Origin of the sequence: Streptococcus sp. CM6, assembly GCF_000526095.1 — a bacterium.
GTDB classification, from domain to species: domain Bacteria; phylum Bacillota; class Bacilli; order Lactobacillales; family Streptococcaceae; genus Streptococcus; species Streptococcus oralis_BW.
On record NZ_JATS01000008.1, the window covers coordinates 1 to 15842 of the forward strand.

Consider the following 15842-nt stretch of genomic DNA (forward strand, 5'->3'; position numbering starts at 1 on the left):
TCAATTTCATAATAAAAACACCCCAAAAGTTAGATTTTTTCTGTCTAACTTTTGGGGTGCAGTTCATATTATCTAGAGCGTTTTTGTGTTGTTTAAGAAAATTAGATGTTGGCTTTAGATAACTACACATTTCAGATTTTTTAAACAAGATTTAATTGTTGATAACTAGAAAGGATTATTATGTTTGCAAAAAACAAATTTCAATACTGTATTTACAATCATGAGAGACTAGAACTTCATGAGCTTCAAAAGGAATATCAAAAGGATAAAGCTGGGACAAAACTTAAGTATGAAAACCAATTGTTCGCAATCCTTCATGGATAGAGCGCAAGTTGTTCTCGATAGCTCGAAGATCAGCTTGATGTATTATTCTTTCAGCCATAATATCCCCATTGTTAATGATTCCTAAATTAATTAGACAAAATTTGGCCATAGAATATTCTTATCTTAAAGAAGTAATTATATACTGAAAAACAGGCCGTAATTACACATGATTCAGATAAAATATACCAGAATTATTTTAGTTTCTTCTTATAGTAATAAGAAAATCATAATTGATACTTTAATTCAACATACTATGAAATGAGAATATGAAGTTTTCTATGAGGAAAATGTGCACTTGATTTGACATTTTAGGGCGTATGAAAACTTTGAATACAGGTTTCTTTCTATCTAAATGTTTTTGCAGATACTTTTTTGTACAAATTTGTATTACGAGTGTGTAACTGATAGACAAACACTAAAATATATGATAAACTAAAGTAGGAAAAAATTTAAAAGGAGAATCCTTATGTCAGCAATTAGTTTAACTCCAGAACAGTTACAATCTCAGGCGGCAATTTATCTTAGTGCTAAAGATCAAATTGAACAAGCAGTACAAACCGTTAATCGAACAAATGGAGAAATGGCATCACAATGGAAAGGACAAGCATTTAATGCTTACCTTGAGCAATACAACCAGTTGTATACACATGTTCAAAAATTCGAGGAGCTTCTAGTGAGCATCAACAAACAATTGAACAACTATGCTCAAACAGTAGCTGAACGTGACCAACAAGATGCACAAAGCTTTGGTTTGTAGTTAATTTTGAGGAGCGTCAGGGAAACTTGACGCTTATTTTTATACCATGATGAAGAAAATTAAAAAATATCTATTAATTCTTTGTATCGTATTTCCTGTGATAGTTTATGCAGACGATGGTAGCTTAAAACTTGATACAGATATCATTACAAATAGTACACAGGATACGGTCAAAAATAGGATAGAATCCAAATATGCCCCAAATTTATTTTTAAATCGTACCCAAAAGGTTGTGGATCAGAGAACTCAAACGACGAACGAACTGTTACAGGGGGCAGAAAATACTATATTTACAGACAGTGAAAAACATTCTATTTATCGTTTAGAAACTACTGCCGTTCAAACATCATTGTTTAATCAATACACTGTAGAGGAGAAACCCTCTTTTAAACAAAGGGATTATTCAATTCTTAAGGATTGGATGGGAAGTGTATTTACAAGTGTTTTCTTGCTGTTTATGGTTTTGTTGGGAGTCTATCTAGGAAGGAAATGGCATGGATTACGGAAAAATAAAGTTAACTCTAGAGTATAGAGCAAAACAAATAGATATTCGAGTTTCAAAAGCTCTTACTTGGTTAAGATTAGAAGAATTATTAAAAGATACCAAAGTTAGAGAACAGTTGAATTTACCTCTAAATAGTTCGTTTTGTTTCAAAGTTAGAAATAAACAAATTCATATCGAGACAACGGACATCTTGGCTGCTTATCCAGTTAGTGATGGGGATTATATAGAGATTGAAGATGTATCATAGGAGAAAAAAATGTTTGAAGCAGATCAACTACAATTTGTGAGAGAAGACAACCAAATGTCAGTTCAAATTTCTTCATCAGGTTATCATAGAGAACAGCTTGAATTGATTAAAGAATATTGTCCAGTAGAAATAGTGCAGAAAGATGGAGTTCTTTCTTTGCATTATATTATTCCAGAGTATTTTAAAACTGTTAAAGAAGAAATTTTAAATAGAAGTACGGAGCTTGAGCGTTTTAGTTTGGCACAAAGCATGTCAGTATTAGTTCATTCTGAAAATGATTATAAAATTCCATATATCCATCCTGAAAACATCATTGTTTTTGGCAGTAATGTACAAATGTTACATTATGGAATCGAAAAATTACTTGCACCACAGCAGTATAGTTCGGAATTCTATTTAGAATCTTATAAAGCTTTAATGATTTCCATTTTACTACCCAAGGTAGATTTTGACTTAGTCATCCATGGGATTGATGCAATAAAGGAAAAGGTGGCACAGGATATTAGTCCCTTAGAGAGTGTAGCTGATGTTAATAAATATATTGCAGAAAAGTATGCAAAATTATCAGAAGAGAGTTCAAAATCTAATTTGTTGGTGAACAAGAAAAAATGGAAGGCTTTGTTAATAGGGGGAGCCTTGCTTGCTACAACCACAGTCATTTTAAGTTTTGCAACGTATAAGTCTATGTTTAAAGACGGCCCCCTAAAATCATCAGTCATTATGGCCCAATCAAATTTCATGCGAAAAGACTATTCTGAAACAGTTGAATCATTAAAAAATTATGGTGCAGAATCATTGCCAAAAGAAGCTAAGTATATCTTAGCAGCAAGCTATGTCCGTTTAGATAGTTTGAGCGATAAGCAAAAGGAAGTTATTTTAAATACGATTACAGAATCAACAGATGATACAATTTTCTATTATTGGATTTATCTTGGACGTGGAAAATTTGAAAAAGCTCTAGATGTGGCACAAAATATCGGGGACACACAATTGATTTTACACGCTTATACAAATCTATATGAATCAGTTAAAGCAGATATCAATATGAACGGTTCTGAAAAACAAAAGAAACTTGAAGAATATGAAAAGAAAATAAAAGAACTTTCTGCTGAGATTGGAGAAGCGACTACAAATAGTAGTGACACAAAAGCATCTACTGAGACAACAACTCCTAAGGACAACCAAACAAAAGAAAAGAGTGAGCGATAAATGAAGGCAAAAAAGCTAGAATATGATCATCAACTGGGAGACCAATTAGGAGAACTTCATAAACCTATTTATACCTTGTTGATTGAACAAGAAAAATTGGAAAAAATTGATTTGTTTGAAGGACAAGAGGTAAGAGTAGGTACTAACGAGTATACAGTAGAAGGAAGAAGAGTCTATCGAAACGGTAAAGAATTAGAAAGAGGAGAATCTACCTTTGATAAAGAAACTGTAACCTTATTGGTCCCTGAAGAAGATATTTTTATCACTTATATTTTTCCGCCACAACGATTTATTTGTAGCAAGAAAGAATCAGCTGACATTAGTTGGTCACTTTCAAACCAACTTATTTTCTCAAATAATCAAGTACAGGTTACTCTTAGGGAATCTCCAATTTATCTAAACGACCGTCTTATCAAAGAGGAAGGGCTTTATTCGTTTGAAGTGGGAAATCGAATGAAGGTTTCTAACTATTTTATAGAAAAAAGAAAAAACCAGTGGAAGATTGGATGTCTTTTTGAAGAACCACAATTGAATAAGAATCGAATTCTGATACAAGAAAAAAACAATGAGTATCCGATGGATTTTCCAGAGTATAGAAGGAGTCCGAGAGTCAACCCTATTATCCATAGTGGGAAAATCATTATCAATCAACCTCCACAGCCGATAAAGCCACCAAAAAACTCGCTCATCCGAGCCATTGTCCCAGCTTTAGGAATGTTTACTTTGACTGCATTGAGTTCAATTTGGACAAAAGGGAATCCTGTAATGATGCTAGGGATGGGTGGTTTTAGCCTCCTGACGGCAGCGACAACTATGAGTCAGTATTTTGAGGAGAGAAAGGATACCAAAGAACAGGAAAAAAATCGGATTCAAGATTACGAAGCATATTTATTAAAACAAGTATCCGACTTAGAAAGATACTACAAAGAAGAAACTAATATTCTACACTACAATCAACCGTCAATATCAACCATTACTGAGCTGATTGCAAAGTATGATTCTAGAATTTATGAGCGAATGGATTATAATGAAGATTTCTTACAGGTGTCTTTAGGATTAGGAGATAAATTAAGTCAGCTAGAGTTGCAAACAAATTTTGATGATCAAAGTAAAGATGAAATATCGCAGTTTGCTCGAACAGTCTTGCAAGACTACAGTTTGCAAAAGAAAGTTCCGATCACGGTTAATATCTTTGAAGCGACAGTTGGTCTTGTTGGAAACAGTGAAGTAACTAGGACAGCGGTATATAATATGCTCTTACAGATGGCAATGTTCCATAGCTACTTAGATGTTAATTTTATCAACCTTGTTCAAGAACAGAGATATGAGAAAGATTGGTCTGAGTGGCGCTTTCTTCCTCATTTTAATATGCAGGAACGAAATATTCGTGGTTTTGTTCATGATGCCAGAAGCCGTGATGCTGTTCTAAATTCGCTTTACCGTATTATTCAAAAACGTTCTCAAATTAAACGTGAAATGGGGGAAAAAGATGCGCGCTTTAAACCTCATTATGTCTTAACGATTATGGATGACTCCCATTTACTTGGCCATAGTTTGAATGAGTATCTAGCCAAGGATTTGACAGAGTTGGGTGTAACAGTCATTTGGGTGAAAGAGGCACGTCGTCTTTTGCCAGAAACTATCACAACTCTGATTGAATATAAGAATCAAAATCTAGGTCAAATCATTAATGATGAAGGTGCCTATAGTGCTCAAACCTTTATTCCCCACCCGCTGTTGGATTGCTATGAAGATTCTATTCGTACTTTAGCAAATCTAAAACATATGGAAGTAGAGAAGAATACGATTCCTAAATCTGTTACTTTTTTGGAACTTTATCAAGTCAGAGAAGTTGAAGAGTTACAGGTTGCGTCTAGATGGTCCAAAGCGGATACTTTTAAAACGTTAGCGGTGCCATTAGGATTGCGTGGGAAAGATGATCAGGTGGAGCTCAACTTACATGAACGTGCACATGGACCACATGGCCTCGTAGCAGGAACTACTGGTTCGGGTAAATCAGAGATTCTGCAGTCGTATATCTTATCCATGGCTGTAAATTTTAGTCCAGAGGATGTTGGATTTCTTACCATTGACTTCAAGGGTGGAGGGATGGCGAATCTTTTCAAAGATCTCCCACATATGCTTGGGTCTATTACTAACTTAGATGGCGCGGCTAGTGCGCGTGCCTTAGCTTCTATCAAAGCAGAGTTACAAAAACGCCAACGACTATTTAATCAATTTGGTGTCAACCATATTAATGGATACACTAAATTATATAAGGAAGGCCAAAATGCTACTGACAAATCAGGCTATCCAGACAAACCATTACCTCATCTGTTCCTTATTAGTGATGAGTTTGCTGAATTGAAAGAACATGAACCAGAATTTATGACAGAGCTGGTTTCGACAGCCCGTATCGGACGTTCGCTTGGGGTCCATCTAATTCTTGCTACACAAAAGCCATCAGGTGTCGTGAATGATCAAATATGGTCAAACTCGCGTTTCAAACTAGCTTTGAAAGTGTCAGATGAGTCTGATTCAAATGAAATTATCAAAACACCAGATGCAGCGAGTATTACTGAACCAGGGCGTGCCTACTTACAAGTAGGAAATAACGAAATCTATGAGTTGTTCCAGTCTGCTTGGAGTGGTGCGCAGTATGCCCCACAAACAGAGGGAGTTCAAGAAGTTGTTGATGAACGAATTTGGTTGATAAATGACCTGGGACAATATGAATTGCTATCTGATGACCTATCTAAGGATGAAAATTATACTGCTGATCAGACGGAAGAAATCACGGAACTCTCAGCTGTTGTAAACTACATAGCAAGAGTGAGCAAGACTGTGCCTCTCAACCTGCCAGATAAACCGTGGTTAGAACCACTAGAGACAGCCATCATATCCCCTCAAACAGATATTCACTGGACCGATGAAAAAGTATTGGCCGTTCCCTTTGCTCGAATGGATATTCCGACAGAGCAACGTCAAAAGGATTATCATTTTGATTTGGAAAAAATGGGGCATACAGTTTTCTATGGTTCACCTGGTTTTGGGAAATCCCTAGCTCTTCAAACTCTAGTGTTAAATCTCGCTCGTTTGAATACTCCAGAGCAAGTACAAATCAATTTATTTGACTTTGGGACAAATGGACTCTTGCCACTAAAAGATTTACCACATGTGGTTGATTTGACACGGTTTGACGAAGAAGAAAAACTGGTTAAGTTTTTAAAACGTATTGACCATGAGTTGAAGATTCGCAAGGAGAAGTTTGCGCTCTATAATGTAGCAAGTCTTTCCCAATACGAACAAAAATCAGGTGAGAAGCTTCCTGCTATTCTTACTATTTTCGACGGCTTTGATACTATAAAAGATACACCGCTAGAAGAAGCTATTGAAAGTACGATTAACCGCCTCCTACGTGAGGGAGCGAGTCTTGGATGCTATGTGATTTTGACAGCACTTCGTTCAAATAGCCTTAAAATCAGTATGTCAAGTAATATCACCTCGCGCTTGGCCTTTTACCTAGTTGATGAAGGAGCTTCTAAGGAAATTATCGGACGCGATGCTTTAATTCAACAAGAAATTTTTGGTCGTGCCCAGTTGAAAGAAGATATCCCTTATGCCATTCAGGTTTATCTCCCGATAAGTGGAGAAGGGGACATTGAGCGCCTATATAACTTGGAAGAAGAAGTCAAGTTGATTGCAAGAAGCTGGACAGGAGTTTGCCCAGAGCCAATCCCAATGTTGCCAAATGAAGTGACGCTTGATGAATTTAAACAATCAGCTACAGTTCAAGAGATGCTGAAACAAGGTCAAATCCCAATCGGATATGATAAAGAGACAACTAAGGTGGTAGGTTTTAATCCTAAAAAACATGGCTATTTTGTCATTATGGATGACACGCCACAGCAAACGGAACTACTCGAAGCAGTGTTATTGATGGCATTTGAAAATTTGAATGGGCAAGCTCAACGTATTCTTTTTGATATTGATGGACGTCTTGCAAATCCAGATAGTTTTGATTCAATCATCTTGTTAAATAACTTTAGTACAGCTTTAACAGATCTTGTTAGTGAAATTGAACGAAGACTACATGGTGGCGATAATCAAATGATGTTTGTTTACATGCCAGACATTCATACCGTAAATGAAAAAATGTTACTTTCTGCAAATGTGTTAGAAACGATTATCAAAAATGCCTCTAAAGCGGAAGTTTACTTTATTTTCCATGGCTATCAGAAAAGTATCGAAAGTAAATTTGATGAATTTAGTAAGAGATTGCGTGCAAATATGCCAGCAGGTATATTTGGTACTAGATTTATGGATCAAGGAATGATTAAAGGTAAGTCAAATTACAAAGAAACTCTTCTAGAAGTCGATGAAACTCATTTCTTTGTTGGAAGAGAAGTTTGCAGAATTAAGTTACCAAGATAATATCAGCAACCCTTCACGCTTGAACTTGATAAGAGCCTTTCCCCAAAAGTTAACTATAGGAGTTCTCACTTTTGGGGATTGATTCAAAGGGAGTAAGTTTAATCATAAGGATATGTATATGGGTTGTTGATTCTAAGCAAAATATGCTAAAATGAAGTACAGTTTATAAAAAGGAGAAGGGAAATGGGGTCGTATTATAAACAAATTGCGGCTAGATTTCGTCGACAAGCTACTGAAGCTCAAAGAGAAAAAAGTGTAGTTGACGGGAAAATATCTAGATTAAGAAAAGCTAGCAGTAGTTTAGCAAGTGAGATACAGTCTATTGATAATCGTGCAAGATCTTTAGGTCAGATTCTTCCTTTAGATTCCTCTAGTTTTAAGGGGAGTCGTCAGCAAGATTTTGAAGGTCATTTTTATAATTTAGGAACGAATATTACTAATTTTCGAGATAGCCATAACAATAATAAAACTGCTATTGAGGATAAGATACGTAGTCTGGAAACTCAATCAAGTGAACTACAGTCTGCAATAGCATCTTATTATCATCAGGCTCGTGTCTATGAATATATGGAGGATTAGGGAGAGAAATGGTAGATACAGGTGTAAATCAATCCAGTTGGAACACTATTACAAGAGATGTTTCTACATCAACTAAAGGAATCGGTAAACTAAGTGATATGCGGTTTAGTCGCACAGATCTTACCCCTTTTACCACTTTTAATGACGTTTTGGAGCACTTTAACAAGTCTATTGTTACTTTGAAAAATTTTACCAGCTCAGATGCTCTAAAAATGGAACAAGCAGGACAGAATAAGATAGATGATGACGCGCATGAAGCAGGAGCTATCGCAGCAGGAGCTATTGCATCAGGAGGGGTGCTACCATGAAGGAAGAACAAATGATTTTATTCGCCCGAGCTTTGTCTAGATGTAACCTGTCTGAAAAGGATCAGGAAGTATTGACAGCGGTAGCGATGACCTTATCAGGACATCCGGATGTTTTTAGGGCGTGTTATATAGCTTTTATGAATGACGAGCCTAGTTATCATTATCATCCAATGATAGGGGCGCCGTTGGAGTTTTTCTATGAAAAAGAACTCGTGCGGATTCGGCGTCTCCAAGAAGAAGTCACCTTACCTCGTTCAGTTTTTATCCAGTATGCTTCCTATGTGGATCTCTGTTTAAGTCGTATCTATCCTTTGGGTACTGTTGTGGAACTTGATCGTGAGCTTCTTCCTAAGGAGTTGGTTGAGTCATTTGAAAGCGAACAGATGGACTTTTTTGTAGTTCTTTCAGGTCGTCGAGTTGATTTGGATAATGGTCATTATATGGACTACATCGGTCATGGCTATCCATTTGGATTACGCTTTGACACTTCCCCCTTGTTTTTAAGCAATCTCTTGATTAAGAGAGTAGTATCAGAAGGGTATTCGGATACCGTGGATGAACACTACTGCCAAGAAGCTCTGCGTAAGGACTATCTAGACGCAGGACTGATTTCCAGTGTTTACGCAGAGGAGGAAGTGAATGAAGATTGATGTATCCGAAGTTCGAGTTCAAAAAGAGTTGTTAGTTATTTCGGTAAATAGTATCAAGGAACAGCTATCTGTTTCGAGAAGCCGTCTATCAGAGGTCGTTTCAACCGATAGCCTCAAAGGGGCAGTGAAGGATGCCATTAACCAGAAGGTGACTAACTATCAGATACCACTGGTTGATAACTATGTCAATGCCCTAGATAGCATTGTCAGTCGCTATGATGGACTTGTGAAGCTCTTTCAAGACACGGTGTCAGAGACTGACAACAGTGCCATTATTAAGACAGAATACCTAGAACGCATCAAGCAACGGATGAAAGATCCGATCGAGGGATTGAAGAGTAGTTCCAGTAAGACTAAAAATATCTATGCAGGGATAAGTGATATCCTAACATTAACGAATCCTAGTTTGGATAGTGTGAATACAAGTTATAATCAAGCAGTCAAGAGTTTAGATGATACCATAAAGAACATGGAAGCTTTTAATAGTGTTCTTCTAAAAACAGATACTTTTGACCTCATAGATATGCAAAATAGTGAAATCGCTACACTATCAGGTTATGCCCCTCTTCCGTATGGGAACCGCGTATCGAGAAATTATTATAATCGAACTCAGTTTAAAAACTCAGTTTCAGAGATACACACAGCTATCCATAGCAACTCCAAAGCTGTGAAGTATCAAAATGCTCTCGCAAAACAGCTTGCCGAGTCTAAGTATAGTGGTACGGTGGCCGAAAATGAGAACTTAATAGATTCATTCTTTAATGTTTATAAAAATGTCACAAAGAGTGATTTATATAAAAATAGTAAGGACTATAAAAAACATTTAAAATCTATTTTGCCAGCTTTATATGCGTTATATCGTTTTAGCAAAAATACAAGAGGTGACACTATTGTCCTAAAAGAAACGACAAAATTTGGTCAATTACTAGATGACTTTTTTGAAGTTAGCAAGAAGTTAAGTGGCAATCGTACTTATAAGGTTGTTCAATATAAAAATGGTGGTGTTCCACAGACCTTCAAATCCATAATGAAAAAGCTAGGCTATACTAAATATAATGAAGAGTTGAGTAAGGTTTTCAAATCTTTTACAGATACAACTCGATTTAGTACCAAAGTGGCAAGTGTCGGAAAATCAATTGTGTCTACAACTGGAAGCCTATTGAAAGAAGAATTTATTAAAGAGATTACTTTCAAAGGTGCTGGTAAAGGCCTGTGGAGTTTAGGAAAGGCAGGCACATCGGGAGGATTTAAAGGTTTAGTTAAGTCTGCTACAGATAGCTTTAAAAATTACAAAGAAGGTTTTAAATCAGCTACGAAGTTTGGTAAGTTTTTAAAAGGAGCAGCGGTTGTTGGTGTTGCTTTAGATGTAGTTGATACTTTTTCAAAAATCAGCGATAATAAACAAGAGGCCAAACGTCAAGGTCTAAGAGGAAATGAAGTTAAGGCCAGTGTGGCAACAGGTTTTGTGATAGATGCGGCCAAGGCAGCAGGAACAACTGTTGCGGCAACTGCCGCAGCGAGTGCAGGAGCTGCATTTGCAGGAGTTGTAGCAGGGGCGGTAGGCATTGCTACAGCTCCTGCATGGTTAACAGGGGCTGCGGCAATAGGAACAGCAGCTCTTGTTGGATGGGGTATTAGCGAGCTGGATAAACGCTTTAAAATTACAGATAACCTAAAAAAAGGTGTCAATAGCCTAATTAAAGGCATGAGAGGATGGTTTAAATGATACTGGAACGAATCAAAAAATATTTTGAGTTTCAAAGAAGTAGAATAAAGGGACCAGTTCCTCTCTGGGGCGTATTAAATGGGATTTTTATTTTATATCCTTTGGCATTTTTGTTTTTTCTTGCAGGAGGGTTAGAGGTTCTAAAAAATGAGGACTTATATCAAGGACTGCTTATTTCAGGGATTGTTGTTTGGGTTTTAAATTTAGTATTTTTACTAGATCTTAAGAGAGGGATTTTAACCAGTTTTGGAACCTATCTCATGTATTTGACTGGTCATGTTTATACTATTATTGGATTTAGTAGTTTGAGTGGGGACCATAACTTTATTGTTCTAAAGTTATCTCTCCCCCTTATCTATGCCATTGTAATTATTATCGTTATGAGCTGTTTGGTTGACTTGGACTCTGAAGAAATTATCCCGGAGAAGGCTGGAAAAATTATGCTTAATTTTGTAGTGGGACCGATAATACTTTTATCTCTTTGCTTTATTTTTCTAGCTATCATTGGATATGATTTTTTAATGGGGTGGGGAGTATCCTTATTGTTAATGATTTTTGGCTCTGCTTTATACCAAACATGGTTTTATATTATCTATGCCTATCAACATCGTCATGATATTGAGGAAACAAGACCAATCAAGCATATAGAAGTGTCTTCGGATTTGATTCAAAATAAAGAATTTGATAAAAATAGATTTAAAAAGGAAAAGAAACATGATTAAAGAAATCCAAATTCATATGGAACATTTGATGACAGACCAGGTCCAGATTCAAGCGGACGAACTATTAGAGTTGTTTGTCCACACAGAACTCTTACCCTATACCAATGGCATCTATAAAGATGGTCCGACCATTTTTGAAATGACTCCAACTCAATTTGACGAAGAAGAACAGGATGTTACCCTTTATATACCGGTCATTTCAGAAACAAACTCAACGAGCCAACTAAGATACCAAGCTAGTTTAAGTATTGAGGGTATCAGCAAACGTGTGCCATTTGAGGATGGCTTGGACCAGTCCATCTACGAGATGAAGGATTACATCAGAGACCACGGTTGGAAGTTGCAAGACAAGTTGTATCTGGTCTTGATTCCAGTTTATGATGATTTGTTTGTAGATTTGATTATCCCAGTGGAGAAGTAAAATGGCAGAAATTACATATGGTATGAATCAATCATTAATGATGAGTAATGTCTTAAGTGTCGATTACAACATTACTGGTGATGAAATTGCAGTAGCCTTTCAAGATATGGTTCAAACAGCCGTAGCAGCTGGATATACACCTAAAAGCAATCCATTTTACTCATGTCCTCATATCGGAGAGTTGGATGATGGGACATACAACATCACAGTTTATCTTCCCGTTCATGAGGATTATTTAGGAGAGAATGAATTGCTTGAAGGGACAGCTTATAACAGTTATTTTTTAGTTCCTCAAATGGTAGGAGCTAGAGTTACTGGGGAGGAAGCAGTCAACTTTGATAAGGCTATATACGGCTTAACCAATTTATTGATCGACAATGACTTAGAAGAATCTACACCCGTATTTTATATTTCAAGTAAGATAAATGATGTTTTATATACAGATATCATGGTAGGGATACGAGATAAAAAAGATTAAAAGTTGGTAGAACCCAAAAAGAAGGAAGTCTCAAAAATCACCTATGACCACTTCATCGTAGAAGACTTCAAAAAATGACATACAAATCCTAGGATTCTATTCTAGGATTTTCTATATGATGAGAAAATAAAACACCTAAAATTTAGTATATAGGTCGGTGCATAAGCAAGTTACGAATTGGTAAGTTTTATTAATAGAATAAAGATTATAAGCCCTCCTTGCCTGACTCTAGTATTCGTGGTATAATAAAGAGATAAATGAGAGAGGTTAGCTATGAAAAAAATAATTATAAGTAGTAGTGTTTTTGTAACTTTGTTGGTTGGTTCAGGAGCAACATTTATTTATTTAAAGAATCAAGAGATTTCTGTAACAAATAAGGTTAACGATCGTAAATTGAATATTGCTCTGGTAAATGAAGATGCTGGAGGCGTATTAAATGGCAATGCCTATAATCTAGGAAATGATTTCACAAATTTATTATCAAAAGAGAATACAAATCAATGGACTGTCATGACTCGTAATGTTGCTGAAAATCGATTTGAAAATGGGTCGGTTGATGTAATTGTTTATATCGAACAACAGTTTTCAGAAAAAATAGCTCAACTGGAAAGTTTTAATCCTGATAGAGCAAAGATAACATATAAAACGAAATCAAATTTAGACCCAGTTAAATCTAAGAATGTTGAGTTACGAGTAGGCGAGTACCTTAATACTATTAACCAAAATGTTATAAAAATGTATTTTTCAAGTGTTATCAACAATCTAGATGATGCTAAAAGAAATGTTGATAATATTGTAAATGAACAGTCTGGAACGCATTCAAAAATTTCTCAATATATCTATGGTCCGTCAAACGAAGCAAGTCAGTCTATGTTAAGCACTTTGGAATTAGCTTCAAATCTACAGAAAACGAATTCGTCTTATGAAGATTCTCAAAAGGCTTTTTCTGATTCTGTTGCTAGCCTTTTAAATAATACAGGAATCGGATTAGAAAAACAACTTACGGAAGTTAAAACTTATTTTGATTTTCAGAAGGATATATTTGAAAAGAATGTCTTAACAACCAATAGCACCTTGAAAGAACAGCATGAAGAAAATTCTAAAATTATAGATGGTTTAAATGATTCGGTGCTTAAATCTTTGTATCAATTTGGAAATAGTACAGATGAGGAAAAATCTGAACAAGCTAAACTAGAAGATTTAGTAGTTGATTATCATAAGGTTATTGTTGATTATCAAGGTAAAATAAAAGATAGAAAATCTGAATTTGAACATCTTAAAACAGAATTAGAAGAAGAGAAAAAGAAAATATCACTCTTTTACTTTGGTAAAGAAGATGTTGATTTAAAATCGGACCTTACTTCGGATGCTAAAGCAACACTTGTAGATCAGATTAATAAAAGTTTGATTACTGAAAATCATTTGCCTGAAACTTATCAAAATTTGATTCGTTCAAATCTAACAGATATTAGTATTGAATCAACTGATTACCAAACTTTATTTAGTAAATTGGAGAAACTCAATGTCCTAACAGCTGATCAAGTCAAAGAATATAATGAAAAAATAGATTTACTTAAGAATTATACTAAATTTGATAAGAAGGCTACCTCTATAAGTGGATTACCTATTTTTGAATTTTTATCGATTGAAAATGATAAGCTCGATAAAGTAACAGAAACTATGGAATTGACAGTTAAATTACCCCAGGCTGAGTCTGAAACCGTCGAAGCTTCTGTGACAAAACCATCCAGTAGTTTGCCTGAATCATCAACGGTAGTTGAGGGTGGCGGAGATTCTAGCAGTTCTAAAGGGACAAAATATTTATCTCCTAAAGCTAAAATTTATGTTACAGGAAATGCTACTTTAGTTGGAGGAGAGCAAACTATAACAGATGATAAGCTTTATACTATGACGGTTGAATATACTTTAGAACCACATTATGGGAAAAATGAAATTTCATTTGAAGTACACATTGGTGAAACTACAATTCCTGTCAAGAAAACTATTTATCGTAGCGATAAAGAAGAGTCAGATGTTTTGGTGAAAAAAGATTTAAAACATATTCTTGATAAATTAAGCAAAATCGATCGTACAACTGGTATGATTCAAGCAATTTATGGAAGTCCAAGTAGCTCCTCTATTAATTTTTCTGCCTTATCACCAGATTCTGTTTACAATATGTATGGTAATATCAGTCGTGATGATATAGCGACTCAGTTGTCAGAAGATCAAGTTGCTAAGTTTAAAGAGTCAGGTATAGCTTTGTTGGAACAAATTCAAAACTCTTTGGAGTCATTAGAAAAATCAAGTGACACATTGCCTGAATTGGCTGAAGCTGAGTTACCAAATGATTATTTCAAAAATCAAATTACAAACTTAGCTGATTGGTATAACAATTCGATTAAGACCTTATCAACCGAGTACGATAAGTGGAAGGAAACGAAAGCGAAACAGTTGGAAGTGACGGGTACAGCTTCAGATGCTAATAGCGGAATATTAATAAATGATAGTGAGTCATCAAATCGCTTATATAGTTCAATTGAATCATTAGTGTCTACAACTTCTACTGGATCAAAAGAAACTAGTCAAAATCATGAAGCGGTTGGAACTATGAAGGATCAGTTTACTCAATTTGTTGACCAAGTTCAGACTATTAAAGGTAATGTTGATAAGACTGTTTCAACTACGAATGATTTGATATCTAATGAAGCAGAAGTTATTCAAGGAAATAGAGACTACGCAGAGTCCTTTAAAACTGTTATGAAGAATATTCGTGATGGTGGAACGACCAATCAAAATGTGATGAATTTTTTATCTAATCCAATTGAAACTAAAAAAGAAACATATGAAGCGCCAATTTCAGTGGATAATAACAGAGTATGGGTTATTTTAGCGATTATTTTATCAGCAATTTCATCAGCAGGAATCACATATTGGTTGACAAAAGAAAAAGGCAAATAATGTAGATAATAACTCTCAAAATGTACTGACCCCAAAAAGTTAGACAAATAATTTAAGCGAAGGATTTAGTTCTGTATTGCACAGGACTAAGTCCTTTTAGTTTGACTTTAATTCTTTTATTGTTGTAGTAATTGATATAGTCTACAATGGCTTGTTCTAATTGCTTAAGCGACTGAAACGACTTCTCATAGCCGTAAAACATTTCGTATTTTAAAATGCCAAAGAAAGATTCCATCATCCCATTGTCTGGGCTATTACCTTTACGTGACATAGATGTTTGGATTCCCTTACTCTCTAAAAACCTGTGATAAGAATCGTGTTGGTATTGCCATCCTTGATCACTATGGAGACTCGTATTCTCGTAGTGTTTCTCTGTGAATGCCTGTTCCAACATGGTTTTCACTTGTTCTAAGTTGGGTGAGGTAGACAAATTATAGGCGATAATTTTGCTATTAAAGCCATCTAAAACTGGCGATAAATACAATTTCTGTGTGCTATTTGGAATGGCAAACTCTGTCACA

Annotated in this window: 14 protein-coding genes; 13 read left to right on the plus strand and 1 reads right to left on the minus strand. The window is 35.5% G+C overall.

Going from position 1 to position 15842, the window contains the following annotated elements; all coding sequences use genetic code 11:
* Nucleotides 1-790 precede the first annotated feature (790 nt).
* The 13 genes from HMPREF1516_RS02325 (at nt 791) to esaA (ending at nt 15321) form a co-directional block, all read left to right on the plus strand.
* The gene (locus HMPREF1516_RS02325; protein WP_001274476.1) at nt 791-1081 is read left to right on the plus strand and encodes a WXG100 family type VII secretion target; all 291 of its coding nucleotides are present in this window, start codon (nt 791-793) and stop codon (nt 1079-1081) included.
* Nucleotides 1082-1130: 49 nt separating this feature from the next.
* Nucleotides 1131-1613 carry a type VII secretion protein EssA gene (locus HMPREF1516_RS02330; protein WP_223326735.1) on the plus strand — a complete coding sequence of 161 codons (483 nt, stop codon included), beginning with the start codon at nt 1131-1133 and terminating at the stop codon, nt 1611-1613.
* Nucleotides 1576-1833, plus strand: a complete 258-nt coding sequence (locus tag HMPREF1516_RS09755; RefSeq protein WP_009013811.1) for a hypothetical protein — start codon at nt 1576-1578, stop codon at nt 1831-1833. Before HMPREF1516_RS02330 ends, HMPREF1516_RS09755 begins: the two co-directional genes overlap by 38 nt.
* Nucleotides 1834-1842: 9 nt before the next feature.
* Entirely contained in the window at nt 1843-3042 is a 1200-nt protein-coding gene (essB, locus tag HMPREF1516_RS02335; protein ID WP_033583725.1) for a type VII secretion protein EssB, read from the plus strand.
* Nucleotides 3043-7476, plus strand: coding sequence for a type VII secretion protein EssC (gene essC / locus HMPREF1516_RS02340; protein ID WP_033605710.1), 4434 nt, complete (start codon nt 3043-3045; stop codon nt 7474-7476).
* Between the two features lie 183 nt (nt 7477-7659).
* Nucleotides 7660-8055, plus strand: a complete 396-nt coding sequence (locus HMPREF1516_RS02345; protein WP_033583728.1) for a YwqH-like family protein — start codon at nt 7660-7662, stop codon at nt 8053-8055.
* Between the two features lie 8 nt (nt 8056-8063).
* The gene (locus HMPREF1516_RS02350; protein WP_033583729.1) at nt 8064-8363 is read left to right on the plus strand and encodes a variable surface protein mvspG; all 300 of its coding nucleotides are present in this window, start codon (nt 8064-8066) and stop codon (nt 8361-8363) included.
* Nucleotides 8360-9013 (plus strand): DUF4176 domain-containing protein, encoded by a 654-nt coding sequence (locus HMPREF1516_RS02355; protein WP_033583730.1) that lies wholly within the window; start codon nt 8360-8362, stop codon nt 9011-9013. The genes HMPREF1516_RS02350 and HMPREF1516_RS02355 overlap by 4 nt, the downstream gene beginning before the upstream one ends.
* Nucleotides 9003-10739 (plus strand): T7SS effector LXG polymorphic toxin, encoded by a 1737-nt coding sequence (locus HMPREF1516_RS02360; RefSeq protein ID WP_033605711.1) that lies wholly within the window; start codon nt 9003-9005, stop codon nt 10737-10739. The genes HMPREF1516_RS02355 and HMPREF1516_RS02360 overlap by 11 nt, the downstream gene beginning before the upstream one ends.
* Complete coding sequence (locus HMPREF1516_RS02365) at nt 10736-11461, plus strand: membrane protein (protein ID WP_033605712.1); 726 nt, start codon at nt 10736-10738, stop codon at nt 11459-11461. Before HMPREF1516_RS02360 ends, HMPREF1516_RS02365 begins: the two co-directional genes overlap by 4 nt.
* Nucleotides 11454-11882, plus strand: coding sequence for a hypothetical protein (locus HMPREF1516_RS02370; protein WP_033605713.1), 429 nt, complete (start codon nt 11454-11456; stop codon nt 11880-11882). The genes HMPREF1516_RS02365 and HMPREF1516_RS02370 overlap by 8 nt, the downstream gene beginning before the upstream one ends.
* Nucleotide 11883: 1 nt before the next feature.
* Complete coding sequence (locus tag HMPREF1516_RS02375) at nt 11884-12360, plus strand: DUF5085 family protein (RefSeq protein ID WP_033605714.1); 477 nt, start codon at nt 11884-11886, stop codon at nt 12358-12360.
* 273 nt (nt 12361-12633) lie between these two features.
* Complete coding sequence (gene esaA / locus HMPREF1516_RS02380) at nt 12634-15321, plus strand: type VII secretion protein EsaA (protein WP_033605715.1); 2688 nt, start codon at nt 12634-12636, stop codon at nt 15319-15321.
* A gap of 52 nt (nt 15322-15373) precedes the next feature.
* Here the strand turns inward: esaA and HMPREF1516_RS02385 are convergent.
* Nucleotides 15374-15842 (minus strand): IS3 family transposase (locus HMPREF1516_RS02385; RefSeq protein ID WP_033605716.1); only part of this gene is annotated, 469 nt, incomplete at its 5' end.

What these genes read in the sequence shown, in the direction of transcription:
- HMPREF1516_RS02325 (WP_001274476.1), top strand. Translation starts at nt 791, where the DNA reads ATGTCAGCAATTAGTTTAACTCCAGAACAGTTACAATCTCAGGCGGCA.
- HMPREF1516_RS02330 (WP_223326735.1), top strand. Translation starts at nt 1,131, where the DNA reads ATGAAGAAAATTAAAAAATATCTATTAATTCTTTGTATCGTATTTCCT.
- HMPREF1516_RS09755 (WP_009013811.1), top strand. Translation starts at nt 1,576, where the DNA reads ATGGATTACGGAAAAATAAAGTTAACTCTAGAGTATAGAGCAAAACAA.
- essB (WP_033583725.1), top strand. Translation starts at nt 1,843, where the DNA reads ATGTTTGAAGCAGATCAACTACAATTTGTGAGAGAAGACAACCAAATG.
- essC (WP_033605710.1), top strand. Translation starts at nt 3,043, where the DNA reads ATGAAGGCAAAAAAGCTAGAATATGATCATCAACTGGGAGACCAATTA.
- HMPREF1516_RS02345 (WP_033583728.1), top strand. Translation starts at nt 7,660, where the DNA reads ATGGGGTCGTATTATAAACAAATTGCGGCTAGATTTCGTCGACAAGCT.
- HMPREF1516_RS02350 (WP_033583729.1), top strand. Translation starts at nt 8,064, where the DNA reads ATGGTAGATACAGGTGTAAATCAATCCAGTTGGAACACTATTACAAGA.
- HMPREF1516_RS02355 (WP_033583730.1), top strand. Translation starts at nt 8,360, where the DNA reads ATGAAGGAAGAACAAATGATTTTATTCGCCCGAGCTTTGTCTAGATGT.
- HMPREF1516_RS02360 (WP_033605711.1), top strand. Translation starts at nt 9,003, where the DNA reads ATGAAGATTGATGTATCCGAAGTTCGAGTTCAAAAAGAGTTGTTAGTT.
- HMPREF1516_RS02365 (WP_033605712.1), top strand. Translation starts at nt 10,736, where the DNA reads ATGATACTGGAACGAATCAAAAAATATTTTGAGTTTCAAAGAAGTAGA.
- HMPREF1516_RS02370 (WP_033605713.1), top strand. Translation starts at nt 11,454, where the DNA reads ATGATTAAAGAAATCCAAATTCATATGGAACATTTGATGACAGACCAG.
- HMPREF1516_RS02375 (WP_033605714.1), top strand. Translation starts at nt 11,884, where the DNA reads ATGGCAGAAATTACATATGGTATGAATCAATCATTAATGATGAGTAAT.
- esaA (WP_033605715.1), top strand. Translation starts at nt 12,634, where the DNA reads ATGAAAAAAATAATTATAAGTAGTAGTGTTTTTGTAACTTTGTTGGTT.